This is a genomic window from Kitasatospora purpeofusca, assembly GCF_042691725.1.
GTDB classification, from domain to species: Bacteria; Actinomycetota; Actinomycetes; order Streptomycetales; family Streptomycetaceae; genus Kitasatospora; species Kitasatospora purpeofusca_B.
Map to the genome: position 1 here is coordinate 8,572,543 of NZ_CP170483.1, position 23,442 is coordinate 8,595,984.

Consider the following 23,442-nt stretch of genomic DNA (forward strand, 5'->3'; position numbering starts at 1 on the left):
GATGTTCACTGCAAACAGGGACTGTAGCAACGGAGTTGAATGACCGACAGATGTGTGGACAACGGAAAGAAAGCTTCGGGAATTGTCGTGCGAGGCGGAGCGGTTCGTGCGGTCAGACGACGCCGAGCAGGGTTCCCTCGTACGCCAGCCACTGGGAGAAAGCGTGCAGTCCCTTCGCGTGTCCGGTCGCCGGCGACCACCCGGGTGGGCGGATGCCTTCCGTGAATTCCCTGACAGGATTCGGGAGTTCGGAATCGGAGGCAGCAGAGGCATCAGGGGCATCGGAGGAATCGGTCCGGATCGGGACGGGGCGGACCGCCGCATGGACGGTGTTCGCCAAATCGACCAGTGTGACGGGTTTTTCGTCGGCGACGGTCAGGGAACGCGCCGTCGGCCGGGTGCGGAGCACGGCGAGCACGGCGTCGGCCAGGTCGTCCACGTAGACGGGGTGCACCTCGGCGTCGGGACTTCCCTGGACGCTTACCGGTTGGCTGCGCAGGGCGTCCCACACCATGCGCCCGATGAGGGTGTCCCGGGAGCAGCCGGGGCCGTACACCTCGCCCACGGCCAGGGTGTACGGCCTCGGGTCGTCGGCCACGTGGATCCTCAGCTCGCGGGCCGGGGCTCCCTCGCGCAGGCCGGTCAGGTCGAGGACGGCGTCGGGCGCCCCGTCGTCGGTCAGGTCGGCCAGCCGCCGCGCGAGGTGCTCGCCGAGCGGTGAGGCGCCGCCGCGTACGGTGAGCCCGGCGGGCCGCCGGGGCCGACGGGGGGCCGCTCGCTCGGCGAACTCGCGCCCGGCGGCCAGCGCCCGGTGGGCCACGGCCGCCAGGGCCTCGCGGCGTTCGGCGATCCGTTCCTCGGTGCTGTTGTTGCTGATTCCGCCCGCCCCGATGGTGGCCACGCTCTCGGCGTACACCTCGGTTCGTCCCGCCGCCTCGGGGGCGTCGGGGTCCAGCCCGAGACGGGCCGCCTCGTGGCCCATGGCGAGGGCGGTGAGCCAGGTTCCCCGGACGTCCGGGGCGTCCGGCTCCGGACCGGCCGGCGTGAACAGCGAACGGGGCAGCTCCAGGCCGCGCAGGTACTGCTCGCTGTCCATGTGCAGCCAGCGCTCGGGGCCCGGGCCGGCGACCCGCACCGCGCAGCGCGCGATGCCGTACTTGAAGAACGGCAGGACCGTCAGGCCGGTCAGCCGGCGCCCCTCGTCGCCGGGCCGGTCCTCGGGCAGGAAGCAGACCGAGCGGCGCGGCCCCCGGAAGGCGTTGCCCGAGATCGAGCCGTGGTCCTGGTGCTCGGTGAGGTTGGGGACGGAGACGTACCGGGGGACGCCACCGTCCCGAAGGTAACGGTTCATCAAGATGTCATCGGGCCAGGCGCCGAGGCGCTCGCGTCCGTAGCGCACGAACCCTTCGGCGACGGCCCGGGGCAGTACGATCGCGACGCACGGGAAGTACTCGTTGACCGCGCCGATCCAGCGGGCGCCGGCCATGGCGCCGAAGCGGATCGCGGCCCCGTTGCGGGAGTCCCACAGGGCGAACAGCGCGAGTGCGGCGTCCGGCATCGCGTCAATGGCGAGGTGGACCCGTTCGAAGAACGATTCGGACAACAGCATGTCGTCCTGGATCACGAGTTGATGGGTGGCCCCGTCCTCGATGGCGTCCCAGGCCGCGAGGGCCGTGCGCAGCACCGAGGGGGTGCCGGTCGGGTCCGGGTCCATGACGACCCGCAGCGCGCCCGGTGGCGCGGCCAGGGCCATCTGCTCGGCGGCGTGCCGGCGTTTGGGATGGGTCATGACCACCCCACTGAGCTGATGGCGTGTCACGTGATTTCTCTCTTTCCGATGGGGTGTGGGGGACTTGATGGCACTCGTGTCGTAATCGGCTACTGCGGGGGCCATCGATTCCGGACAGTACGGATCACGCCGGGGGCTGGCAAGAGTGCCGAATTAGCACTGGCGTCACGGTTGGTGTCCCAAGGATGCTGGATGGGCACGCCACCTTCCGTGTGAAGCATGTGGCTGTGTGTGAGTGCATATTTCGAGAGTTCGCCGTCTTCACGGAGGGAACCCCTATGTCCACTGAATCGCACGTGCCGTCGAACGCGGCCGGAACGGACCACGGCGAGAGCGTCGAGGCCCGGTTGGAGAGGCTCCGCGACGCCCGCATCGTGGTGACGGGAGGCGGGGGCCTGGTGGGCAGCCGGCTCACCGCCCTGCTGTGCCGGGTCGGCGCCGAGGTGGTCGTCCTGGACCGGATGGACGCCTACCCCGAGAACGGTCACGCGATCTTCGGGGTCGAGAAGACCGGGGCCAAGATCGTCGTCGGCGACGTCTGCGACCGCGATCTGGTCGCCGGGCTGCTCCGGGATGCCGACTACGTGGTCCACGCCGCCGCCTACGCGGACGTGGCGGCCTGCACCCGGGACCCCGACATCGCCTTCCGGGCCAATGTGCAGGGTACCCAGGTGGTCCTGGAGGAACTGGCCCGCACGGGTGTGCGCCGCCTGGTGCTGGTCTCCTCCGCGTCCGTGTACGGCGACGGCCCCACCGGCTCGCCCGGTCCGCACATGTTCCACGAGGACCAGGCGCTGTTCCCGCTGTCGGTGTACGCGAACGGCAAGTTGTGGGCCGAGCACCAGACCCGGCTGATGCTCGGGGCGGCGTCCGGTGCCGAGTACGCGATCGTCCGGTACTTCTCCGTCTACGGGGATCCGCAGATCCCGAAGCCGGGCAGCCACTCCTGGATGGTTCCGTGGCTGTCCCTGCAGGCCAAGCTCGGCCGTCCGATGCGCCTGAACGGGGGCGGCGTCCAGGTGCGCGACATGGTCCACGTCCAGGACGTCGCCGAGGCGACGGCGCTCGCGCTCGTCGAGGAGGGGATGGCGGGCCGGACGGTGAACGTGGGGACCGGGCATCCGACGGCGGTCCGGGAGGTCGCGGACCTGCTGACCCCCTACTTCCCGCAGGCGCACCGGATCGTCACCCCGCGCCCCGAGGGCGATCCGCTCGGGGGGTACGCCTCCACGGAGCGGGCCCGGGAACTGCTGCGCTGGCAGGCCCGGATCGGCGTCGCGGAGGGCGTGGACCGCTACGTGCGGTGGTTGGAGAAGACGCCCGAGGCGGTCCCGCGTTGGCTCGCCGAGGACGGCGCGTGACAGTCTGTGGCGTCGTGGACGTCCGCCGTGGGGGCGGACGTCCGAGGAGGGGAACGCGCATGGGCTATGTCGGGTCGTACATCTGGTCGCTGCGTCAGAAGGTCGGCGACATGCGGCTGTTGGTCCCGGGGGCCCAGGTCCTGCTGATCGACGAGGCCGGCCGGGGGCTGTTCCAGCAGCGGGTCGACAACGGTCTGTGGGAGCTGCCGGCGGGTGCCTGCGAGGAGGACGGGGGGTTCGCCGACGCGGCCGTCCGGGAGGTGGCGGAGGAGACCGGGCTGCGGGTCGCCGAGGAGGACCTGGTGGCCTTCGGGTCGCTGTCCGATCCGGCCCTGCACACCGTGACCTACCCGAACGGGGACGTCAACCACTGCTTCGCGCTGCTGTTCGTGGCCCGGCGCTGGTCCGGGGAGCTCTCCCCGGGGGCGGACGAGGTGCGCCGGGCGGAGTTCCGGCCCCTCGACGACGCGCCGGAACCGCTGCACCCGCCCACGCGGGTCGTGCTGGAGATGTACCGCGCATTCGTCACGGACGGGAGGTTCCAGGCAAGGTGAGCGAAGAGCAACCGATTCGCGTGGCGGTGCCGTGCCGGGCGTGCCTGTCGGGGGAGGACCTGGACTGGCTGGGCGACGGCCGCTCGGTCAGCCTCGCCCTCGACCTGCCGACCACGGTCGAGGTCGTGCCCGGCGGACCGTCCGGGGCGGCGGAGCAGGCGGACACCGGCTGGCCGGCGGAGGTGTGGGCGTTCCTGCGCGACCGCTTCCCCGGCCTGCCGGCCGGGGAGGCGCCGGCCGTGAGCGTCAGCAGCGAGGCGCCCGCCGCGAGCGGGCTGTCCTCGTCCACGGCGCTGATCGTGGCGCTGTTCCGGGCGTTCGCCGAAGCGGCCGGTGCGCCGGCCGGCGTGCGGGTGCCGGACGCCACGCTCGTCCAGTGGGCGTACGAGTTCGAGTTCGCCCGGTTCAACGGCGGGGGCATGGACCACCTCGCCGTCGCCGAGGGCGGTGCGCTGCTGATCGACGGCCGGGAGCGCGGCCTGCCGGTCGTCCGCGAGCGGCTGGAGTTCCCGGACGACTGGCGGGTGGTCGTGGTGGATTCGGGCACCCGGAAGAACACCGCCGACCACATCCGCACGGTGCGCGCGCAGCTCGCGGCCGGTGATCGGGCCCTCGCGGCGTACCGGGCCGAGGCCGACCTGGCGTCGGGCGCCGCGTGGGAGGCACTGCGCGGGCGCGAGCACGAGGCGCTGGGGGAGGCGATGACCCGGGCGCACCGGGCGATGCGCGACTTCCAGGGCATGTCGACACCCGTCCTGGAGGAGCTGCGGACGCTGGCGCTGCGTGCCGCCGGCCTGCCGCTGAAGCTCAGCGGGGCCGGCGGCGGCGGTTCGCTGGTCGGGGTCTGCCCCGCGGCGGAGGCGCCCGGGGTGGTCGCGCGGCTGGCCGACGCGCTGCGTGACCCGTTCCCCGGGGCACGCGTGATCCCCGCCCGGGCGGCTCCGGCGAGCCGGAGTGCCCGGGCGGGGGACAGGGTCGGCGTCAGCGCCGGGTGACGGTCACAGGAACGGGTCGTAGTCCTCTCCCGGGGGGACTGCGCCCGTTCCTTCCGCTATCTGCTCCAGCTCCAGGTTGGAGCGGTGCCGCGCGCAGTGGAAGCGGCAGTCCCGGCTCGGGTCGACGATGCCGCGGTCCGACGTCTTCCAGATGTCGGCCAGGCTGTCGGTGACGGCGTCGCCGATCCGGGCCAGCGGGTTGCCCCGGTGGTAGGAGCAGATGTACACCCCGGACGGGGTGACCAGGGTGCGCAGCTCGGCGACCCCGCAGCGGTGGTAGTCCTTGGGCTGGACCGGCCCGGTGTGGCCTCGCAGCGAGGTGAGCGTCGAGGAGTTGATGAGCTGGAAGGTGTCGCTCTCCAGCCGGGCCGCCTCGGCGAGCTGGCCGTCGACCGAGTCGAGGATGTCCTGGGAGACCTGGATGACGTGATGCTCCTCGTCGAACATCGCCTTGGTCTCGAAGTAGTCGCAGCCGATGTCGTGGGCGAGTTCGGCGGCCTGCAGCACCTCCGTGTGGTTGCTGACGATCCGGCCGTCCCGCTCCTGGCGGGTCATGACCAGGAACGAGTAGCCGAGGGCGCCGGTCTTCGCCTCGGCGAGCAGCCGCATGTTCGCGACCACCTTGTCGAAGACGCTGCGGCCCTTGCGGTCGGGGCGGAATACGCCGTACGTCTCGGCGCTGCCGGCGTCCATGGAGACGCGGACCCAGGCGGCGTACCGGGCGAGTTCGTCGAGATTCTTGTCGATCATGGTGCCGTTGGTGACGACCCCGATGGCGAGGCCGGCCTCACCGAGGATGCGCAGGACCTGGCGGGTCCCGCGGTGGGCGAGCGGTTCGCCGCCCCCGATGAGCACCACGGCCTTGACGGACATGGAGACCAGTTCCTCCGCGAGCGCGGCCAGCCGCTCGGGGGTGAAGCGGCCCTGGTTGAGCAGCTTTCCGCTGATGCACTCGGGGCAGGCCAGATCGCAGAAGGTCGTCGGGTCGAGGTCCACGACGAGCGGGGCGTCCGAGGCGATTCCCGAGGCCACTTGCAGGATGCGGGGCCAGCCCGCGGGTTGGTACAGCTTGGAGACCAGATCAAGGCGGTCGTGCGTCACGGAGTCCTCCTGTGGGCGTGAACGGGGTGCGACCGGGGGAGCCGGGTGTGCGGTGCGCGGGATCAGCCCTTGACCGCGCCGGCGGCGAGGCCGGAGGCGATCCTGCGCTGGACGATGAGGAAGAAGACCACGACGGGCAGGGCGGTGAGTGTGGCGCCCGCCATCAGCCCGCCGTAGTCGGTGCCGAAGCTGGTCTGGAAGGAGACCAGCCAGATGCTGACGGTCTGTTTCTCAGGTGTGGACAACAGGATGTAGACAAGGACGTACTCGTTCCACGCCTGGACGAGCGCGAAGACCGAGGTGGCGACGATTCCGGGGGCGAGCAGTGGGAGCACCACCCGGCGGAACGCGCCGAGGCGACCACAGCCGTCGACCATGGCCGCCTCCTCCAGCTCCACGGGCACCCCGGCGATGAAGCCGCGCAGCATCCAGACCGTGAACGGCAGGGTGAACACCAGGTAGGTGAGGATCACCCCGGTCAGGCTGTCGGTCAGCCCGGCGTCGTTCAGCAGCAGGTACAGCGGGATGACCAGCGCCGTCAGCGGCACCATCTGGACGATGAGGATCACTACGACGAAGGCCTTGCGGCCCGTGAAGCGGAAGCGGGCGAGGGCGAAGGCCGCCAGCGTGCCGATGACCAGCGACACCACGACGGTGCCGAGGCCGATGACGACGCTGGAGCGGACGTTGGCCCAGAAGGTGTCCGAGCCGAGGGCCCGGGCGAAGTTGTCGAACGTGGGCCGGCCCGGCCAGAACTTCGGCGGCAGGCTCAGGATCTCGTTGGCCGGTCGGAACGCGGTGAGCACCATCCAGTAGACGGGGAAGCCGATCACCGCGGCGACGAGCAGCCCGAGGAGGTCACGGCGCAGCGAGTGCTTTCTCCTCATTCGAGCTCTCCCGTTCTGAGCATCTGACGCAGGTAGACGACCGATCCGGCGAGCAGCAGCACCACGGTCACGACCGCGATCGCGGCGCCGGCGCTGTACCGGTTCACGGCGAAGGACTCGATGAAGGAGTAGACGCCCAGCAGGTAGTACTCCCGCTCGGGCTGGCCTCCGCGCATCAGCCAGATCTGGTTGAAGACGCCGAAGTCCCAGATGGCGGTCAGTGTGGTGACCATGAGCAGGACCGGCTTGATCACCGGGAGGGTGACGTGCCGGAACACCTGGAACGGCCGGGCGCCGTCGAGGAACGCGGACTCCTCCAGCTCGGGCGGGACCTGCGCGAGCGCGGCCCGCAGGGTGATGGCGGCGAACGGCAGCGAGCCCCACACCACCACGGCGACGATGACGCTGAACCCCTGCCAGGGGTCGATGAACCAGTTGTGACGGGCCAGATCGACCCCCGGCAGCTTCGAGAGCACCCAGTTCACCACACCGTAGTCGGCGTCGAAGAGCCAGCGGAAGATCGACGCGGCCACCATGGCGGGCATCGCCCACACGGTGACCAGCACGCCGGCGATGACGGCGCGCACCCAGGGGGAGACCCGGTGCATCAGCTGCGCGGTGAACAGCCCGCAGAGCACGGTGAGGACGACGCACACCGCGGTGAAGAGTACCGTGCGGCCCAGCACCGTCCAGAAGAACCCGTCCCCGAAGATCCTGCGGAACTGGTCGAGCCCGGCCCACGGCGGTGCGGCCCCGCTGAAGAGCTGTTCGCGGGTCATGTCCTGGAAGGCCAGCACGACCATGTCCACGAGCGGGTAGCCGAGCACCAGGACCATCGCGAGGACGGTCGGGCCGATCAGCAGGTACGGCAGCAGCGTCGGGCGCCGCCGCCGGCCCCGGTCAGCGCTCATTGATCACTTCGTTGATCCGCTGGTCCGCCTCACGCGTGGCGTCCTGCACGGACTGCTTGCCGTTGGCGATGCGCTCGAGCATCTCGGGCAGGATGTTGGACTTCTCCACCGACGTCCAGCCGGGCGCGAACGGGGTCATCCAGCCTCCGGTCGCCGCGGCCTGGGCGGCCGGGCCGTTGATGCCGCCGCCCGCGACCTCGGCGAGCTGGGTGGTGTTGTTGGGCAGGGTGTTCACGGCGATCAGGGCCTTCTGCGACTCCCGGTCGGTGAACATCTTGATCCAGTCGGCGGCCAGGTCCTTGCGCGTCGACTTGGCCGGGACGGCCAGGGTGGAGCCGCCGAGGAACGGCGGCAGGAGCTTCCCGGACGGGCCGGGGAAGGGGAAGGTGTCGAACTTGTCCTTCAGCTTCGGGTCGCCGCCGGAGCGTTCGTCGGCGGCCGCGGTGGCCTCCCAGGTGTTGCCGTAGAAGACACCCACGCGGCCCTGGCCGACGACCTGCGGCTGGTCGCCGTTGTCCTTGGCCCGGTCACCGACGTAGTACGTGTCGATCAGCCGCTTCCACTCGGTGAGGCCGGCCACGGACTGCGGCGAGGACAGCGAGCTCTTCCACTTGTCGCCGTCCTTCACGGCGATCTCGCCGCCCGCGTCCTTCACGAAGGCCATGGCCGCGTACCAGTAGCGGCCGGGCATGTAGAGCGCCGAGTAGTTGGGGTCCTCGGCGCCGTAGGTGCCCTTCAGCTTGTCCAGCGCGGAGAGCAGTTCGGGGTAGGCCTTCGGGGCGCCGGTGACACCGGCGCGGGCGAACTGGTCGGTGCGGTACACCGCGACCCGGGCCCCGACGTAGTACGGCACGCAGTACGTCTTGCCGTCCGCGCGACAGGCGTCGGCGAGCGCCGGCAGCCAGGCGTCCGACTGGTCGAAGCGGGCCGGGTCCACGGCGGAGAAGGCGCCGTTGACGATGTAGTTGGTGGTCTCACTGTTGCCCATCTCGACCACGTCGGGCACGTTCTTCCCGGCGAGGACGGCGTCCAGCTTCTGGTTCTTGGTCGTCCACTGCTGGTACTGGACGTCGACCTGGACCCCGGGGTGGGCCTTGGTGAACCGGTCGTTGGTGGACTGGACCAATTGCGGCCAACTCTCCTGGGCGTCCACGGCCAGCCACACCGTCAGTTTGCCGCCCGCCTCGGACCCGCCACCGGAGCCGGAACTGCATCCGGCGACCGCGATAGGCAGGAGAAACGTGAGGATGAGGGGGCGAATGGGCATGCGAATGGCCATGGGGTCTCCAATTGCACTTTGGGGGCAGACTTCTGACTACCCATCTGATCCATTGGATGCGCGGAGGCGCGGACATTCGGCCGGAAGATGACGTTCAAGGTCCCGCGGAGGGTCCAACGCTTGACTCCTCAGGGGCGGTACCCGCAGGTTAGGCCTCTGCGCCAACCATGATCCCGATCGAAGGACTGTCACGTGACCGAGCACACGACTACCTCGACCGATGCGACTCCCGACACCTCCGCCCGGCCGCTGCGGGTCAACGCCTGGAACGGCTGGGACCCGCTGCGCCACGTGATCGTCGGCCGGGCCGAGGGCACCGTGGTCCAGGCTCCCGAGCCCGCGGTGCGCCGGGACTACCCCGAGGACGGCTTCCCCCTGGGCACCTACGGCCCGATGCCCGAGGACATGGTCGCCGAGGCCGGGGAGCAGCTCGACAACTTCGCCGAGATGCTGCGCCGACGCGGCATCCGGGTGGACCGACCCACCCCGATCGACTTCAACCAGCAGGTCACCACGCCCGAGTGGTCCCAGGACTCCATGTTCGGCTGCATGCCGCCCCGGGACATCCTGCTGACCGTCGGCAACGAGGTCCTGGAAGCGACCATGTCCTACCGCAGCCGCTGGCACGAGTACCTCGCCTACCGGCCCGTGCTGCAGAACCTGTTCGACGGCGACGAGAACATGCGCTGGGAGGCCGCCCCGAAGCCGCGCCTGACCGACGCCTCTTACAACACCAAGTTCTGGGACACCTACAACGACCTGCCGACCGAGGAGCAGCTGGCCCGGGTCCGCGACTACGACCTGGTGCTGACCGAGGCCGAGCCGCTGTTCGACGCCGCCGACGTGGCCCGCTTCGGCAAGGACCTCTTCGTCCAGCTCTCCTTCGTCACCAACCGCAGCGGCTACCAGTGGCTCAAGCGCCACTTCCCCGACCACCGGGTGCACGCGGTCACCTCCACCAACACCCACCCGCTGCACATCGACGCGACCTGGGTGCCGCTGCGCCCCGGCCTCGTGCTGCACTGCGGCGAGCGGCTCGCGGACGCCGAGCTGATGGAGTTCTTCCGGCTCAACGACTGGGAGATCATCGAGGCGGTGCAGCCGGCGAGCTGGGACCACCCGCCGAAGCTGTCGTTCTGCAGCCCCTGGCTCGCCGGGAACATGCTGAACATCGACGAGAACACCCTGTGCATCGAGGAGAAGGAGGTCCGGCTGTCGGAGCAGCTGTCCTCCTACGGCTTCGAGATCGTCCCGGTGCCGTTCCGGGCGGTCGGTCCGTTCGGCGGCGGGCTGCACTGCGCGACCGTCGACATCGAGCGGGACGGCGGGCTGCAGGACTACTTCCCGCGCCGGCACGGCCGGTACTGAGGCCGGTCCCGTGTCGTCCGCGCCGTCCGCGCCGTCCGTCTCGTCCGCGCCGTCCGTGCTGCCGTCGCCGGAGATCCGTGCCGTCGTCCTCGACTTCTACGGGACGCTGGTGCGGATGGTCGAGCCGCTGCCGCCCGATCACCGCGCGATCTTCGAACGCCGGGGCCTGGCCGCCCAGGGCGCCCGCTGGGGCGACCAGTGGGCGGTGGGCCCCGCCGAGGGCGAGGAGCACGCCGCGCACTCGATCGCCGAAACCGCCTACCACCATTGGGAGTTGGACCGGCTTCGGCGCAGGGCGCGGGACTGCGGGGTGCCCGGGCACGAGCTCGACGGCCTGGTCGAGGAGATCGACCGGGCGATGAAGGCCATCCGGCTGGAGCTCTTCGAGGACACCCGCGCGGTCCTCGGGGAGCTCCGCGACCGGGGGCTTCGGATCGGCATCTGCTCCAACTGGTTCTGGAACCTGGAGGACTGCCTCGAAGAGGTCGGCCTCGCGCCGATGGTCGACTTCGTGGTCGGCTCCGCCCGGGCGGGCGCGCGCAAGCCGCACCCGCTGATCTACCGGGCGCTGCTGGAGCGGTGCGAACTGCCGCCCCGGCAGGTGCTGTTCGTCGGGGACATGTGGGCGCCGGACGTGCTCGGCCCGCTCACGGCCGGGATGCGCTCGGTCCACCTGTGCCGGCCGGACCCGGCGGTCCGCGGATCCGAGCCGCCCCTGGTGGACGGGGCGGTCCGGATCCGCGGGCTGGCGGAACTGCTCACGCTCGTGGCGAGCGGTGCCGCAGCCGGTCCAGGAGGTTTCGGGTGACCTGGACGACTCCGGCGTCCTGGTCCTTCCCGCAGACCACCGGCCAGTCGGTGGTGCCCGCGCTGAACACGGTGCCACCGGCGGTGTAGACGCCCATGGTCGCGGCCCGGGGGCTGGTGAGGCCCGGCTCCCGGGCCGGGCCGTTCCAGTGACCCCATTTGAAGTTGTGGAAGTCCTCGTGGACGGGTTCGAGGACATGGATGCCGAGGATGAGGAAGGAGGTGGGCGTGCCGTCCTCGCCGCTCGCCCGGGCGACGCCGCGGGCGTCGCGGGTGTAGGCGGCGCCGTCGCACTCGTAGCCGATGAGCGGGGTGCCCGCACCGAGCCGGTCGGGCTCACCGCCGTCGGATCCGTCGCGCAGCCCGGTGCCGGCGAAGATCCAGTGGTCGGCGTGCTGCACGGTGTACCCGTCGCGCGGACGGTCCCCGGGCCATTCGGCGCTCGCCCACATGCCGCCGTTGCGGAAACTCACCCCGGTGAGCGAGTTCTCGGGGCGGCCCACACCGTCGGGCGGCGCCGGCCACCACTGGTCGGACGCGGGAAGGTGCGGATATTCGTCCCCCACGTGGTGGTCGGTGTCGGAGACGAAAGCGGTGTTGCCGTCGGTCGGGTGAATGCGCCACCAGCACGTGTTGGCGCTGAGGAAGGCGATGTTCCCGCCGTCCCGGACGAATCGCTCGGCGTGGGCGCGCATCGCCTCGCTCCAGTATTCGTCATGGCCGACGCTGAGCAGCAGATCATAGGAGGAGAGCAGATCCGGATCCTCGTGCAGGTCGAGATCCGTGCAGAATTCGACCGGGTAGTCGTTGCGCTCCAGCCAGGCGATGAACGGGGCGTCCCAATAGGCGAGGTCGATGATTCCGCCGGGCCGGTGCAGGCTCACCTTGTGCCCGCGGGGAATGCCGTCCGGCAGGTACACGGGGTGGTCGTAGAGACTGGCGGCGCGTTCCTCGCCCGGGCGGTCGGAGCGGTTGTAGGCGTGCCGGGTGAAGGTCGATTTCTTGTAGAGGATGCGGGAGCGGCCGCCGGCCCGCCGGGGCCGTACGACGAAGAACTCGCGCGCCGGTCCCTCGACGTCCGCGGCGTCGAGCAGCGGCGGGTCGTCGCCGTCCTCGACGAACTGGACGAGGTGCATCCCGGGAGTCCAGCCCTCGGGCACGGGCAGGGTGAGCGGCGGCCAGTCCCAGCCCTGGGCGGGCGAGGCCCGGCCGGGGACGCCGTCGGGGTGCGGGGGCGGCAGGTGGAGCGAGCCGGGGTGCCAGCCGGTCTCGGCCACCAGCTCCAGGCCCTCGCCCAGCCGGTAGAACCTCAGCCGGAACCGGGCGGCGTCGGTGGAGACATGGACGGTCAGTTCCTCCCCGGAGATGACGCTCTCCCGGCCGAGATATCCCTCTATCATTCCGCCTCCTCAGCAGAGCGATCGGCCGGCGAATAGGTGTCCGGCCGCTTCGGCCCGCCATCGTAGGGGGTTCCGGGAATTCCCGGCAAACGGTGCCGGGAAACCGGTCATTCAGGGCCGCCTTTCGGACAGCGAACCGGATGGGGAGAATCCTCTACCGCCGGGCCGGGTAGGGCGGAATTCAGCCGGGCCGACCGGCTGCCGTAAATCTGTCGAGAACGAGGGTTGCATGAGTACTGAATTTCGCGTGAGAGAACTCGTCCTGGGAATCGAGGGCCTGGCGCTGCTGCGCAACGCCCTGGACGGCGACGAGAAGTTCCTCAAGGAGCGCGTCGAGGACATCCGGCGCTTCGTGGCGGCCGACGGGGAGCTGCCGGACGGCGGCGCCGGCGTCAGCGAACTCGACCTGGCCGAGGGCTACGCCTCCTGGTCGGCGGTGTACGACTCGCTGCCCAACTCCTACATCGAGGTGGAGGAGCCCGTGCTGCACGGGATCCTCGACACCCTTCCGACGGGCACCGCCCTCGACGCCGCCTGCGGCACCGGGCGCCAGACCGGCGCCCTGGTGGCCCGCGGGCACCGCGCCATCGGCGTGGACCAGTCGCCCGAGATGCTGGCCAAGGCCGGCGAGCGCGCCCCGCAGGCGGAGTTCCGGGTCGGGCGCCTGGAGAACCTGCCGCTCGAGGACAACTCGGTGGACCTCGCGGTCTGCTCGCTGGCCATGACCCACCTGCCGGACCTCGCGGCGGGCGTGGCCGAGCTGGCCCGGGTGGTCCGTCCCGGCGGGCGGATCGTCGTCTCGGACCTGCACCCGTTCGTCATCGCCCTCCAGGGGCAGTGCGTCTTCGTGCACGGCTCCGAGCAGCTCGCGTTCGTCCGCAACCACGTCCACCTGCCCGGGCGGTACCTGGAGGCGTTCACGGCCGCCGGGCTGCGGGTGCGGGCCTGTCACGAGCCGCTCTTCAACGGCCGCCTCGCGCCCGGCGGTTACGAGGAGTTCATCGCCGACGCGGCCCGGGCGGCCTGGGACGGGCTGCCGATCGTCATCGTCTGGGACGTCGAAGTCCCGGCCTAGACCCACCAAGAGAGGAGAGGAATCCCGATGGCCCTGGTCGTGGTGACCCACGCGGAGAAGCCCGAACTGTGGGACCGCATGCCGGAACGGTTCGCCGGCATCGTGCCCGAGTACAACCTGCACGGAGATGTGAACGACTCCTACTGGGACCGCCTGTTCGAGGACTTCCCGGACTACCAGTTCGTCCTGTACGACGACGAGCGCGAGGTGGTGGCGGGCGCCGGTCGCTCGCTGCCGCGCAGCTGGGACGGCACGGCCGCCGACCTCGGCCCCGGCCTGGACGACTCCATCGCCCGGGCCTTCGCGGACCGCGCGGCCGACCGGACCGCCGGCGCCGTGGTCGCGCTGGGCATCGAGGTCGCGGAGGACTACCAGCGCAGGGGCTTCTCCGGCGTGCTCCTCGGCGGGATGCGCCAGGTGGCGCGGCGGGCCGGCCTGGACACGGTGCTGGTGCCGGTGCGGCCCACCTGGAAGGACCGGTACCCGCTGGTGCCGATCGAGCGGTACGCGGCCTGGCGGCGCGAGGACGGGGCGCCGCTCGACCCGTGGATCCGTACCCAGGTGGGCGCCGGCGGCACGATCGCCGGGGCCTCGGAGCGCTCGTCGCGGATCACCGGCACGGTGGCCGAATGGGAGCGCTGGACCGGCCTCGCCTTCCCGGAGGACGGCGACTACGTCTTCCCCGACGGCCTCGCCACCCTGCGGATCGAGCGGGAACGGGACCTCGGCTCGTACTGGGAGCCGGCGGTGTGGATCACGCACCCGGTCACTCCGGACGAAGCCGCTCCCCGGCCCTGACGGCGGTCCACGCGAAGGCGGACATCAGCCGCACCTCGTCCGGCCCGGCCTCCGGGCGACGCTCGGGAGGCAGGCCGGCGGGACCGGCCGTGGACACCGCGGCCTCCCGCAGCCGGGCGAGGGCGGCGGGCGGGACATCGTCGGGGTCGCCCCCCAGCCGGCGGGCGGCCTCGGCCGCCTGCCGGCCGAGCAGCAGGCAGTGGATCCACAGCTCCTCGGCGAAGCTCCGGCCGAACCGCTCGGCCACCTGCGCCGCGAGGTCCTCCGGCAGGCCGTCCGCCACCGCCCGGCGCACGGCCTCCTCGGTGAGACCGGTCGCCGGCAGGGCGTCGCGCCAGCGGTGGTGGCCGCGTCCGCCGTCCGGGCCGTGCTCCTGGCCGACGAGCCGGATGTAGCCCTCGCCGTAGCGCATGTAGGGGATCCACCCCGGCTCCTCCAGGACGCGCCCACGCTCCAGGATCGGCTCGGCGTCGGCCGCGTCCGTGGGGCAGACGGCGAGCCTGATCCCTTGGGTGGCATGGCCGTTGATGCTGCTGGTGCCGATGTGCTCCACCACGGTGGGCACGGCGATCAGGCTCATCCGGCCGCGGGCGCGGAAGAAGACGGAGAAGAGTTCGTCGTCGTGCCGCTCGGCGCTGCCGGTGGCGAACTTGCGGAAGTCCTCCGCGGTGTCGAGCGGCAGGCAGACGGCCAGGGACGGCGTGAACTCGTCGGGCACGGCCCGTACCCAGGCGGCGCCGGCGAGCGCGGCGAGCCGGGCGGCGCCGCCGTTGCGCGCGTGCCAGTTCGTGTAGAACACCAGGGCCTCGTCCGGGAACCGGGTGGCCGCCCGGCCGACGAGCGCCACCAGGTTCTCCGGGGCGGACACGTCGTCCTGGACGACGAGATGGTGACTGCCCTCGGCGTCCGCCGCCGCCCAGGCGACCATGGCCGTCCGCATGGCCGACGGCGGACCGTCCGGCTCCGGGTCGAGCGCCAGGCCGTCCAGCCCGAGCCTCCCGGCCAGGTCACGGGCCTGGACCAGGCGTACCGGATGGGTCATGACAGCCGAACTCACGCGCACCGTCGGCACCTTGGTTCTCCCTCGTTCTCGGGTCTCGCGCCATCGTGGCAGGCGCGGCCCGTCGCGGAAAAGGCCGCGAAGTGATCTCGGCCGGTTTCCGTAGGCCCGGGATCACGGCCAGTGGCGGGCTCTCCAGTGCGAGACGGTCCGCGGCTCGCCGTCCGCCCGGAGGAGGAGATCGGCCTGGTAGGACGGCCCGCAGCCCTCGTCCACCGACGGGCCCGCGGGCCGTCGCCGCGGTACGGCCAGGGCGGTGAGCGACAGCCAACCGACCCCGACGAACCCGTCCACGCACAAGGCGGGCAGGAGTGGCACCCGGTCATCGGTGTGCACGGCCGTCACCACACCTGCGCCCAGCACGGCAGCGACCCCAACGACCAGACAGCGTACGGCGCTCAGCATCCCGCTTCCCACATCCCTCGATCGCGCGGCAGCGAATCCGGCCGCTCGGAAGAGAACAGTGAACGGCACACCGGCGCCCGCTGTGACGACGTATTCAGGACAGATTGGATTAGACCAATGGTTCTCACACGCGAGGTTCGCGTCCGTCCGGTATGGGCTCGGCGGGATGCACGGCCCCGGGGGCCGGTCGTCCCGCCGAGCCCCGGGCCGTCGGGCCGGCCGCGCGCGCGGGGCGGTTCAGCGCTGGCAGAACACCGTGGAGACCGAGGTCCACCAGCCGCCGGACTGCCGCACGTCGGAGCCGAGCCGGTAGCACTGGCTGCGCTGCCAGCCGGCCGCCTGGGCGAACGAGTAGGCCACGTTGGTCGCGCTCTCGATGGCCGAGCCCATCGTGCCGCCGGTCCCGCTCCCGGTGAAGGTCGCCGTCTCGGTCGCGCGGACCGTCCGGCCCGGGCCGCCGGCGAGGGTGTCGGCCGAGGCGGCCTGGGCGGAGGCGACACCGCCGAGGAGGCCGGCCGAGACGGCGAGGGCCGCGGCGGCGACGCGCAGGCGGCGGTTGGAGCTGTGGATCATGTGAACTCCTCGATGCTGGTTGTGAGTTGGAAGATCGCCGACCCGAGCCGGCCGAGCCGACGAGACCTCCGTCGCCGGTGTGCCGGGTCGGCGCATCCAGTCTCGTCACGCCCGCCCCGGCCGACCAACACCCTTCGGCCTCCGTCGAATTCGGACCGGCACCGGCGGGCTCCGGGCCCCACGGCCGCCCCGGAGCCGGAATCGCGTGACCGATCAGGGTTTCGTGTGGCGTGTTCCTGGCGAACTATTCCAACCATGGGCTTGTCGCCGTCTGCCGGTCATCCTCCCGTCGCCGTCTTCCGAGAGCCCCGGGGCGGGCGGCCCGCCCCGGGGCTGGGCTCGCGGGTCGATGCCGGGGCGAGGAGGGCGGCGCGGGTGCTGGCCGGGGTGGCGACCCATGCCGGACCCTTCGAGCGGACCGCCGCGCTGCGGCAGGCCGCCTCCGTGGCCGGTGAGTTGGTGGCCGCGCTGGCGGCGTTGGCGCCGGCCGTGGCCGGTGAGGACATCCCGGCGGAGTCGACCAGCCAGTCGTACTTCCGAGTTCGTGAGGTGGAACTGTCGGATCAACAGGCCGCCCTGCACGGCGCCCTGGTCGTCCAGCGAGGTCTGGAGGACCTGTGCGACGCTCCGCTGGCGGGGGCCGACCTGGCATTGGAAGTGGCAGCGATGCGGCAGTCGGTGCTCGACCTCACCGGCGCGGCCCCGGGAACCGAACCCGGACCCATGCCGGAGCCCGCCGTACCCGAGCCCGGTGCGAGGGCGCCGTTGGAGAGTGTCTGGAGCGCCCGCTGGCTCATCGGGCACCAGGTCCACGTCCTCTTCAACGTCTGCGCGGCGGTCGCCGTGGCCGACGCCGCCCGCCACCTGCGCGACGACGACACCGATGCCGCGCTGCTGCGGCTGGCGGAGGCGACGGTGTACGTGCGCGGCTTTCCCGCGGCCATGAACCACGCCGGCACGATCCCGGCCGACTACTACCTGGCGGCGATCCGCCGGACCATGGCACCGCCGTCGACGGACATCCCGCTCAGCGGGCGCCAGCACCGCGGATACAAGCTCTTCAGAGCGGCGATGAAGGACCTGCTGACGGTACTGCCCCAATCCTACGAGCAATTGGTGGCCCGCAACCCGGAGCTGGCCGAGGCGAGGGGCGCCCTCCTGGAGGCCGACATCGTGGACGCCGAACGGCACGTCACCCTGGCGTACTCGATGGTGCATCTGCGGCGTTCCATCGCCCAGCGGCCCGAAGGCCCCGACAACGCCGTCGCCGAACTACGGCTCATGCGCCACCGCCGCGCGGCCCAGTACGCCCCCCTGATCCGATTCGGGGACCACTACATCGCCGACGCCGTGGCCGGTCTGCGCCACTCGTGAGTCCGGCCGCCCACCGTTCGCACTCCCGGCAGGAGACCCGATGTCCGGCACCACGCACAACACCGCCGCCGCCGACTGGACCCTCGATCCGGCCGATGCCGCCGCGTGCGAGCGCCTGGCCCGCACCCTGTCCGCCGGCGGGCACGACCAGGTCGACAGCCCCGCGTGGGTGGCCCGGGCCCGGGACGCCTGGGACGAGCTTCCGCTGCCGCTGCGCCGTGCGGTGCGCCGGTTCCGACGGCACTCCGGCCCGCACGGCACTCTGGTGATCGGCGGCCTGCCCGTCGACCGGGCGGCCCTGCCGGCCACACCGTCCGTCCTCGGATCGGTCCAGCGCCGGGCCGCCGTCCCGGCCGCGGTGCTCACCATGGTGGCCTGCGGGCTCGGCGAGCCGCTCGCCTACCTGGCCGAGAAGACGGGCGCGCTGGTGCAGGACGTCGTCCCCGTGCCCGGGCAGGAGAGCTTCCACAGCAACGCCGGGTCGGTGCCGCTGTCCTTCCACACCGAGAACGGCTTCCACCCCCACCCACCCGACTACGTGGTCTTCCTGTGCCTGCGCGCCGACCACGACCGGACCGCCGGCATGCGGGTCGCCGGCATCCGGCAGGCCGTGCCCCTGCTCACCCGGGCCGGCCGGGAGGCCCTGTTCGCACCGGAGTTCATCACCACACCACCGCCCTCCTTCGGCCCCGACGCCGGGAGCGGAGCCGGGGCCGAGCCCCGGCCGGTGCTGTTCGGCGCGGCCGAGGACCCCGACATCCGCATGGCCCAGCTCGTCACCTCCCCGCTCACCCCCCGGGCCACCGCCGCGCTGGCCGAGTTCGGCCGCGCCTGCGAGGCGACCGCCCGCACCCTGCGCCTGGTGCCGGGCGATCTGGTCGTCATCGACAACCGCGTCACCGTCCACGGCCGTACCGCCTTCCGGCCCCGCTACGACGGAGCGGACCGCTGGCTGCAACGCACCTACGTCACCACCGACCTGCGCCGCTCCCGCGACCACCGCCCCGCCGACGGCCACGTCCTCGCCCGCTGACCGCCCCCGGAGGATCGTCGCGCCGCTCCGCCGTTCCGGCCCGGGCTGCTGACGGCACCTCCCGCGCCGCTGCCGCCCCGGGTCGTAGTCCTCGGGCGTGCATACGCCTGATATCCACCCGCCTGACCTGTCTGGGGGCTTACCCGGCGAGATTCATCCATTCGAGTGATCATCGGCGGAGACGTTTCCCCGTGGAGATCTCGGCCGGGTGAACATGTGCTCGACACATCGTCACCATCCCTTTCACAGAAGGCGGGTACAGCCATGTCCGTTGCCGGAACCCCGGAGACCCCGTTCGCGCTCGGCGCCGAAGACCTCGCCAAGCTGGACGCGATCCGCGAGGCGCTGCTGGACCCGTCGCCGCGCCGGATCGGCCGCCTGGACCAGTGGGGCCTGGCCGACGACTACGAGGTGTACGCGCAGATCGCCCGGTACTCGGAGACCGTGATCACCATGGCGGACGGGACGGAGCTCGACGCGTCGCTCAGCGTCCCGCGCGACCTCGCCCCCGGACAGACCTGCCCCGCGGTCGTCCTGCCCGCCCCGCTGATCAACATCGGGCACCGCGCCTACCTCGGCATGATCTCCCGCTGGACGCAGGGCGGCTACGTCGTCCTGGCCTACAGCCAGCGCGGTCTCGCCAAGTCCACGGGCGAGATCCACGTCGCCGGACCGCAGGACGTCGCCGACGCCACCGAGGTCATCGACTGGCTGGTCGGCATCGACGGCGTCGACCCCGACCGGATCGGCTTCTTCGGCTCCTCCTACGGCGCCGGGACGAGCCTGCTCGCGGCCGCGAAGGACCGGCGGATCAAGGCCGTCGCGGGCACCAGCGCCTGGGCCGACCTCTTCGCCTCGCTGTACGAGAACGGCACGCGTCACCTCAAGGCGTTCGAGGCGCTCGTACAGCTCTTCGGCGAGGACCGGTGCTCGCCGGAGTTCCGCGAGATCATCCGGAAGATCCGCGCCAACACCATCGACGACGAGGTCCGGGCGTTCGCCGAGGCCCGGTCGCCCAAGACCTACCTGGAGGCGTACAACGACGCCGCGACGCCCGTCCTGCTGACCACCAGCTGGCACGAGACCATCTTCTCCGTGCCCGCCGTCATCGACTTCCACAGCAGCCTGACCGGCCCCAAGACGCTTCTCGTCCAGGTCGGTGACCACGGCAACGCCGAACTCCCGGGGCTTTCGGGCCTCCGCGCCAAGCCCACCGACATGGCCTACCGGTGGATGGACCACCACCTCGGCGGCACCGCCGGAGACGGAGAGCCGCCGCGCTTCGACGTCCGCTCGGAGTACATGTTCAACCCGCTCTCCGACCTCCGCCACCTCTCCTGGGCCGACTACGCCCTGCCCGGGAAGCGGTTCCACCTCGCCGACGCGGCCGCCGGGCAGAGCGACGGGCAGTTGGTCGAGGGCAGCGCGGCGGCGGGCTGGACCCGCTCGGTGAAGGCCACCGGCCAGGGCACCGACATCGTCGTCGCCCCCAAGCTCGTCCAGACCGGCCTGGTCGAACGCCTGGGCCTGCCCCACGTCTACCGGACCGCCGAGATCGACCGCGGCCTCGCCGCCGTCTTCACGACCGCGCCGCTGGAGCGGACCGCGCGCGTCCGGGGCGGCGCGGAACTGCGGGTGACGGTCAAGCCGCAGCAGCCGGGCGCCACGATCGTCGCCTACCTGCTCGACCACAACCCCGTCACCGGCACGGCGCACATCGTCACCCACGCCCCGTACACCTTCACCGCCGAACAGGCGGGCCGGGCCACCACCGTGACCTTCCCCCTCCAGCCCGCCGACTACGTCGTGGCCAAGGGCCGCCGGCTCCAGCTGGTCATCGACACCCACGACCCCTTCTTCGCCCACGCCAACGCCGTCACCGCGGTGTTCACCATCGACCTCACCTCCCCGAAGGGCGCCGAGTCCTACCTCGACCTCCCGCTCCACCCCGTCGACTGACCCCACTCCGGACGCGTGACCGGGACGGGTTCGTAGCCGATGGCGGCGTCGCCGACGACGTCGAGCTGCGCCCGTCGGACACCACCGCGCGACCGGGTGGACACCGGCGCAGGCACCCGCGCCGTGGGCGGCCAGCCGCCCGGTGGCCGAAGGGGCCGCAGGACCGGCGGCGGAGGCCGGTCCTGCGGCGGGGTGCGGCTACGCCCGGCCGCTCGCGGGGGTGACCGTGACGGTGTGGCCGGGGTCGGCGGCGGAGGTCGCGAGCCGCAGGGTGAAGGTGCCCGGCTCGGTGGTCCAGCCGTGCGCGTCGGTGTCCCAGTGCTGGAACGCCCGCGGGGCGATCTCGATGCGGGCGAGCACGCGCTCGCCGGCCCCGGCACGCACGGCGGTGAAGCCGGCGAGCCAGGCGACCGGCCGCTCGACGGCCGACCCCGGGCGCGAGAGATAGGCCTGGAGGACCTGCTTGCCCGGCCGGGCACCGGTGTTGGTGACGTCCGCCAGCACGACGACGTGGTCCCCGGCGGTGCTGACGGTGGGCTCGTCGATCCGCCAGCTGGTGTAGCCGAGGCCGGAGCCGAACGGCAGCGCCGGTCCCCGGCCGCCGGCCCGCTCGCGCTTCAGCCAGGCGCGGTAGCCGAGGTGGAGGCCCTCGGTGTAGGCGAGCCGGCCCTCCTGCGGTTCGATCTGCCAGACCGGCACGTCCTCCTCGCGGGCGGGCCAGGTGGTGGGCAGCCGGCCGCCGGGCTCGCGGGCGCCGCTGAGGACGTCGGCGAGGGCCGCGCCGAACTCCTGGCCGGGGAACCAGGACAGGACGACGGCGGCCACCTCGTCGAGCCAGGGCATCAGCACGGGGGCACCGGAGTTGACGACCACGACCGTCCGGGGGTTGGCCTCGGCGACGCGGCGCACCAGCTCGTCCTGGCCCTCGGGCAGGCCGAGGCCCGGACGGTCGAAGCCCTCCGACTCCAGGGTCTCGGTGGTGCCGACGACCACGACGGCGATGTCGCCGGCGGCGGCCACCTCGACCGCCCGCCGCAACTCCTCGGCCGGATCGCCGAAGAGGTCCTTGTAGCCGAGTTGGACCAGGGCGACGGGGAAGCCGCTGGGGAGTTCGGGGGCGTAGGTCAGGCGCAGCTCGACCGTCTGGCCGCGGTCCAGGTCGCGGGAGACCGTCCGCGACGGGGGGTTGAGGATCGCGGTGACGGGGTCGCCGCCGGGGGCGGTGAGCGGGTCGGTGCTGACGGCCTCGCCGTCGATCTCGAGGACGAATCCGCCGACTCCCGCGAAGCCGAGCTCGTGCCGGCCGTCGCGGTCCGTGGTGAAGAGGGTGGTCAGCTCGACGCGGTGGGCCGCGGCCAGTCGCGGGTCGCCGAGCCAGACGAGGCGGCCGGAGGGGATGGTCTCCTCCTCGAGCGCGGCACCGTCCGGGTCGAGGTAGCGGACGTGGACCCCGTCGGCGCCCGAGAACGGGTCGGTGACCGTGCCCCGGGTGAAGGGGTGCAGCTCGTCGGCCGGCGGCAGGCCGGGCGCGAAGGTGACGGCGTGCTCCCCGTAGGCGTCCCGCAGGCCTTCGAGCGGCGTGACGACGTGGTACGGGAACACCGACGCCGAGCCGCCGCCCTGGGCGCGGGCGCGCAGGGCGTGCTGCCCGATCACGCCGACCGTGAGCCCGTCCCGGGGCTCGACCGGGAGGGTGCCGTCGTTGCGGGCCAGCACCATGCCGTCGGCGGCGGTCTCGCGCAGCAGGTCCGTGACGGCGGAGCGGTCCCAGGACTCGACCGGGGCGGCGGCGGGGCCGCTGTCGAGGGCGCCGACGCGCGAGGCGAGCAGGAGCAGCCGGGCGACCTTCTCGTCGATCGCGCTCTGCGGGACCCGCCCGGCCTTCACGGCCTCGACGAGCGCCGCGCCCCAGGGCCCGTCCGGGCCGGGCATGACGAGGTCCTGTCCCGAGTCGGCCGACGGCTCGGTGTCGTGCACCGCCCCCCAGTCGGAGACGACGACGCCGTCGAAGCCCCACTCGTCCTTCAGCGGTTCGCGCAGCAGCGGGTTGGCGCACATCGTGACGCCGTTGACGGTGTTGTAGGCGGACATCACCAGCCAGGCGCCCTCGTCGACCATCCGCTCGAAGGGGGCGAGGTAGACCTCCCGCAGCGTCCGCTCGTCGGCGTGGACGTCGACGGTGAAGCGGTCGGTCTCGGAGTCGTTGGCGACGTAGTGCTTCGCGGTGGTCGCGACGCCGTGCGCCTGGACGGAGCCGACGTAGGCGGCGCCGAACTCGCCGGTGAGGTACGGGTCCTCGCTGAACGCCTCGAAGTGGCGTCCGCCGCGCGGCGAGCGGTGCAGGTTGACCGTCGGGCCGAGCACGACGTCGACGCCCTTGGCCCGGGCCTCGGCGGCGATCAGGGAGCCGAGCCGGCGGACCTGTTCGAGGTCCCAGGTGGCGCTGACGCAGCTCGCCGACGGCAGGCTCGCCGAGGGGTCGCGGTCGTCCATCGCGGTGCCGCGCACGCCGCTCGGACCGTCGGAGACGACGATGGAGCGCAGGCCGACGGTGGGTTCGTCGTGCAGCGACCACATGGAGGCGCCGGTCAGCAGACGGACCTTCTGCTCCAGGGTGAGGCGCTCGACCAGCGCAGTGATCGGCGGGGTGGTGAACATCGCCGTGTCCTTTCACAACAGGGGAGGGTGGGTGGTTCGGGGCGTTCGGTGGGGG

Annotated in this window: 19 protein-coding genes; 10 read left to right on the forward strand and 9 right to left on the reverse strand. The window is 72.1% G+C overall.

What is annotated here, in order from left to right; translation table 11 throughout:
* Positions 1-112 precede the first annotated feature (112 nt).
* On the reverse strand, positions 113-1,789 hold the full coding sequence (locus ACFCLZ_RS36770; RefSeq protein ID WP_380282254.1) for a hypothetical protein: 1,677 nt from the start codon (positions 1,787-1,789) through the stop codon (positions 113-115).
* A gap of 278 nt (positions 1,790-2,067) precedes the next feature.
* Here ACFCLZ_RS36770 and ACFCLZ_RS36775 point away from each other — a divergent pair, with 278 nt between their 5' ends.
* From ACFCLZ_RS36775 to ACFCLZ_RS36785, 3 genes are read left to right on the forward strand one after another with little or no spacing between them, the layout of a single operon-like run.
* Entirely contained in the window at positions 2,068-3,150 is a 1,083-nt protein-coding gene (locus ACFCLZ_RS36775; protein ID WP_380282255.1) for an NAD-dependent epimerase/dehydratase family protein, read from the forward strand.
* Positions 3,151-3,209: 59 nt separating this feature from the next.
* Entirely contained in the window at positions 3,210-3,704 is a 495-nt protein-coding gene (locus ACFCLZ_RS36780; RefSeq protein ID WP_380282256.1) for an NUDIX domain-containing protein, read from the forward strand.
* Positions 3,701-4,699, forward strand: coding sequence for a galactokinase (locus tag ACFCLZ_RS36785; protein WP_380282257.1), 999 nt, complete (start codon positions 3,701-3,703; stop codon positions 4,697-4,699). Before ACFCLZ_RS36780 ends, ACFCLZ_RS36785 begins: the two co-directional genes overlap by 4 nt.
* Before the next feature lie 3 nt (positions 4,700-4,702).
* Here the strand turns inward: ACFCLZ_RS36785 and ACFCLZ_RS36790 are convergent, their stop codons facing one another.
* From ACFCLZ_RS36790 to ACFCLZ_RS36805, 4 genes are all read right to left on the reverse strand, one after another.
* Positions 4,703-5,800: a radical SAM protein gene (locus ACFCLZ_RS36790; RefSeq protein ID WP_380282258.1), complete on the reverse strand. Its 1,098-nt coding sequence runs from the start codon at positions 5,798-5,800 to the stop codon at positions 4,703-4,705.
* A 62-nt stretch (positions 5,801-5,862) separates the two neighbouring features.
* Positions 5,863-6,687 carry a carbohydrate ABC transporter permease gene (locus ACFCLZ_RS36795; protein ID WP_380282259.1) on the reverse strand — a complete coding sequence of 275 codons (825 nt, stop codon included), beginning with the start codon at positions 6,685-6,687 and terminating at the stop codon, positions 5,863-5,865.
* Complete coding sequence (locus ACFCLZ_RS36800) at positions 6,684-7,598, reverse strand: carbohydrate ABC transporter permease (RefSeq protein ID WP_380282260.1); 915 nt, start codon at positions 7,596-7,598, stop codon at positions 6,684-6,686. Before ACFCLZ_RS36800 ends, ACFCLZ_RS36795 begins: the two co-directional genes overlap by 4 nt.
* Positions 7,588-8,751 carry an extracellular solute-binding protein gene (locus ACFCLZ_RS36805; RefSeq protein WP_380282261.1) on the reverse strand — a complete coding sequence of 388 codons (1,164 nt, stop codon included), beginning with the start codon at positions 8,749-8,751 and terminating at the stop codon, positions 7,588-7,590. Before ACFCLZ_RS36805 ends, ACFCLZ_RS36800 begins: the two co-directional genes overlap by 11 nt.
* Before the next feature lie 318 nt (positions 8,752-9,069).
* Between ACFCLZ_RS36805 and ACFCLZ_RS36810 the strand changes: the two genes are divergently transcribed.
* Positions 9,070-10,245, forward strand: a complete 1,176-nt coding sequence (locus tag ACFCLZ_RS36810; RefSeq protein WP_380282262.1) for a serine/threonine protein kinase — start codon at positions 9,070-9,072, stop codon at positions 10,243-10,245.
* Positions 10,246-10,255: 10 nt separating this feature from the next.
* A complete protein-coding gene (locus ACFCLZ_RS36815; RefSeq protein ID WP_380282263.1) occupies positions 10,256-11,053 on the forward strand; it encodes an HAD family hydrolase in 798 nt (265 codons plus the stop codon).
* Here the strand turns inward: ACFCLZ_RS36815 and ACFCLZ_RS36820 are convergent.
* Positions 11,004-12,452 (reverse strand): N,N-dimethylformamidase beta subunit family domain-containing protein, encoded by a 1,449-nt coding sequence (locus tag ACFCLZ_RS36820; RefSeq protein ID WP_380282264.1) that lies wholly within the window; start codon positions 12,450-12,452, stop codon positions 11,004-11,006. The genes ACFCLZ_RS36815 and ACFCLZ_RS36820 overlap by 50 nt on opposite strands.
* A 229-nt stretch (positions 12,453-12,681) precedes the next feature.
* On the opposite strand from ACFCLZ_RS36820, the gene ACFCLZ_RS36825 reads away from it, so the two are divergent.
* Complete coding sequence (locus tag ACFCLZ_RS36825; protein ID WP_380282265.1) at positions 12,682-13,527, forward strand: class I SAM-dependent methyltransferase; 846 nt, start codon at positions 12,682-12,684, stop codon at positions 13,525-13,527.
* A 27-nt stretch (positions 13,528-13,554) separates the two neighbouring features.
* Positions 13,555-14,325, forward strand: coding sequence for an N-acetyltransferase (locus tag ACFCLZ_RS36830; protein ID WP_380282266.1), 771 nt, complete (start codon positions 13,555-13,557; stop codon positions 14,323-14,325).
* Here the strand turns inward: ACFCLZ_RS36830 and ACFCLZ_RS36835 are convergent.
* Both ACFCLZ_RS36835 and ACFCLZ_RS36840 read right to left on the reverse strand, forming a co-directional pair.
* The gene (locus ACFCLZ_RS36835) at positions 14,294-15,382 is read right to left on the reverse strand and encodes a hypothetical protein (protein WP_380282267.1); all 1,089 of its coding nucleotides are present in this window, start codon (positions 15,380-15,382) and stop codon (positions 14,294-14,296) included. The two genes, ACFCLZ_RS36830 and ACFCLZ_RS36835, sit on opposite strands and share 32 nt — an antisense overlap.
* A gap of 645 nt (positions 15,383-16,027) precedes the next feature.
* Positions 16,028-16,363 carry a hypothetical protein gene (locus ACFCLZ_RS36840; RefSeq protein WP_380282268.1) on the reverse strand — a complete coding sequence of 112 codons (336 nt, stop codon included), beginning with the start codon at positions 16,361-16,363 and terminating at the stop codon, positions 16,028-16,030.
* A gap of 375 nt (positions 16,364-16,738) precedes the next feature.
* On the opposite strand from ACFCLZ_RS36840, the gene ACFCLZ_RS36845 reads away from it, so the two are divergent.
* From ACFCLZ_RS36845 to ACFCLZ_RS36855, 3 genes are all read left to right on the forward strand, one after another.
* Positions 16,739-17,737, forward strand: coding sequence for a hypothetical protein (locus tag ACFCLZ_RS36845; RefSeq protein WP_380282269.1), 999 nt, complete (start codon positions 16,739-16,741; stop codon positions 17,735-17,737).
* A 40-nt stretch (positions 17,738-17,777) separates the two neighbouring features.
* Positions 17,778-18,770 (forward strand): TauD/TfdA family dioxygenase, encoded by a 993-nt coding sequence (locus ACFCLZ_RS36850; protein ID WP_380282270.1) that lies wholly within the window; start codon positions 17,778-17,780, stop codon positions 18,768-18,770.
* A 264-nt stretch (positions 18,771-19,034) separates the two neighbouring features.
* On the forward strand, positions 19,035-20,729 hold the full coding sequence (locus ACFCLZ_RS36855) for a CocE/NonD family hydrolase (RefSeq protein ID WP_380282271.1): 1,695 nt from the start codon (positions 19,035-19,037) through the stop codon (positions 20,727-20,729).
* Between the two features lie 198 nt (positions 20,730-20,927).
* Here ACFCLZ_RS36855 and ACFCLZ_RS36860 read toward each other — a convergent pair whose 3' ends face one another.
* Positions 20,928-23,387: a glycoside hydrolase family 3 C-terminal domain-containing protein gene (locus tag ACFCLZ_RS36860; protein ID WP_380282272.1), complete on the reverse strand. Its 2,460-nt coding sequence runs from the start codon at positions 23,385-23,387 to the stop codon at positions 20,928-20,930.
* Positions 23,388-23,442 lie beyond the last annotated feature (55 nt).

Excerpts from the sequence above, each read along its gene's own strand:
- ACFCLZ_RS36770 (WP_380282254.1), bottom strand. The coding sequence starts at position 1,789 with ATGACCCATCCCAAACGCCGGCACGCCGCCGAGCAGATGGCCCTGGCC.
- ACFCLZ_RS36775 (WP_380282255.1), top strand. The coding sequence starts at position 2,068 with ATGTCCACTGAATCGCACGTGCCGTCGAACGCGGCCGGAACGGACCAC.
- ACFCLZ_RS36780 (WP_380282256.1), top strand. The coding sequence starts at position 3,210 with ATGGGCTATGTCGGGTCGTACATCTGGTCGCTGCGTCAGAAGGTCGGC.
- ACFCLZ_RS36795 (WP_380282259.1), bottom strand. The coding sequence starts at position 6,687 with ATGAGGAGAAAGCACTCGCTGCGCCGTGACCTCCTCGGGCTGCTCGTC.
- ACFCLZ_RS36800 (WP_380282260.1), bottom strand. The coding sequence starts at position 7,598 with ATGAGCGCTGACCGGGGCCGGCGGCGGCGCCCGACGCTGCTGCCGTAC.
- ACFCLZ_RS36820 (WP_380282264.1), bottom strand. The coding sequence starts at position 12,452 with ATGATAGAGGGATATCTCGGCCGGGAGAGCGTCATCTCCGGGGAGGAA.
- ACFCLZ_RS36825 (WP_380282265.1), top strand. The coding sequence starts at position 12,682 with ATGAGTACTGAATTTCGCGTGAGAGAACTCGTCCTGGGAATCGAGGGC.
- ACFCLZ_RS36830 (WP_380282266.1), top strand. The coding sequence starts at position 13,555 with ATGGCCCTGGTCGTGGTGACCCACGCGGAGAAGCCCGAACTGTGGGAC.
- ACFCLZ_RS36840 (WP_380282268.1), bottom strand. The coding sequence starts at position 16,363 with ATGATCCACAGCTCCAACCGCCGCCTGCGCGTCGCCGCCGCGGCCCTC.
- ACFCLZ_RS36850 (WP_380282270.1), top strand. The coding sequence starts at position 17,778 with ATGTCCGGCACCACGCACAACACCGCCGCCGCCGACTGGACCCTCGAT.
- ACFCLZ_RS36855 (WP_380282271.1), top strand. The coding sequence starts at position 19,035 with ATGTCCGTTGCCGGAACCCCGGAGACCCCGTTCGCGCTCGGCGCCGAA.
- ACFCLZ_RS36860 (WP_380282272.1), bottom strand. The coding sequence starts at position 23,387 with ATGTTCACCACCCCGCCGATCACTGCGCTGGTCGAGCGCCTCACCCTG.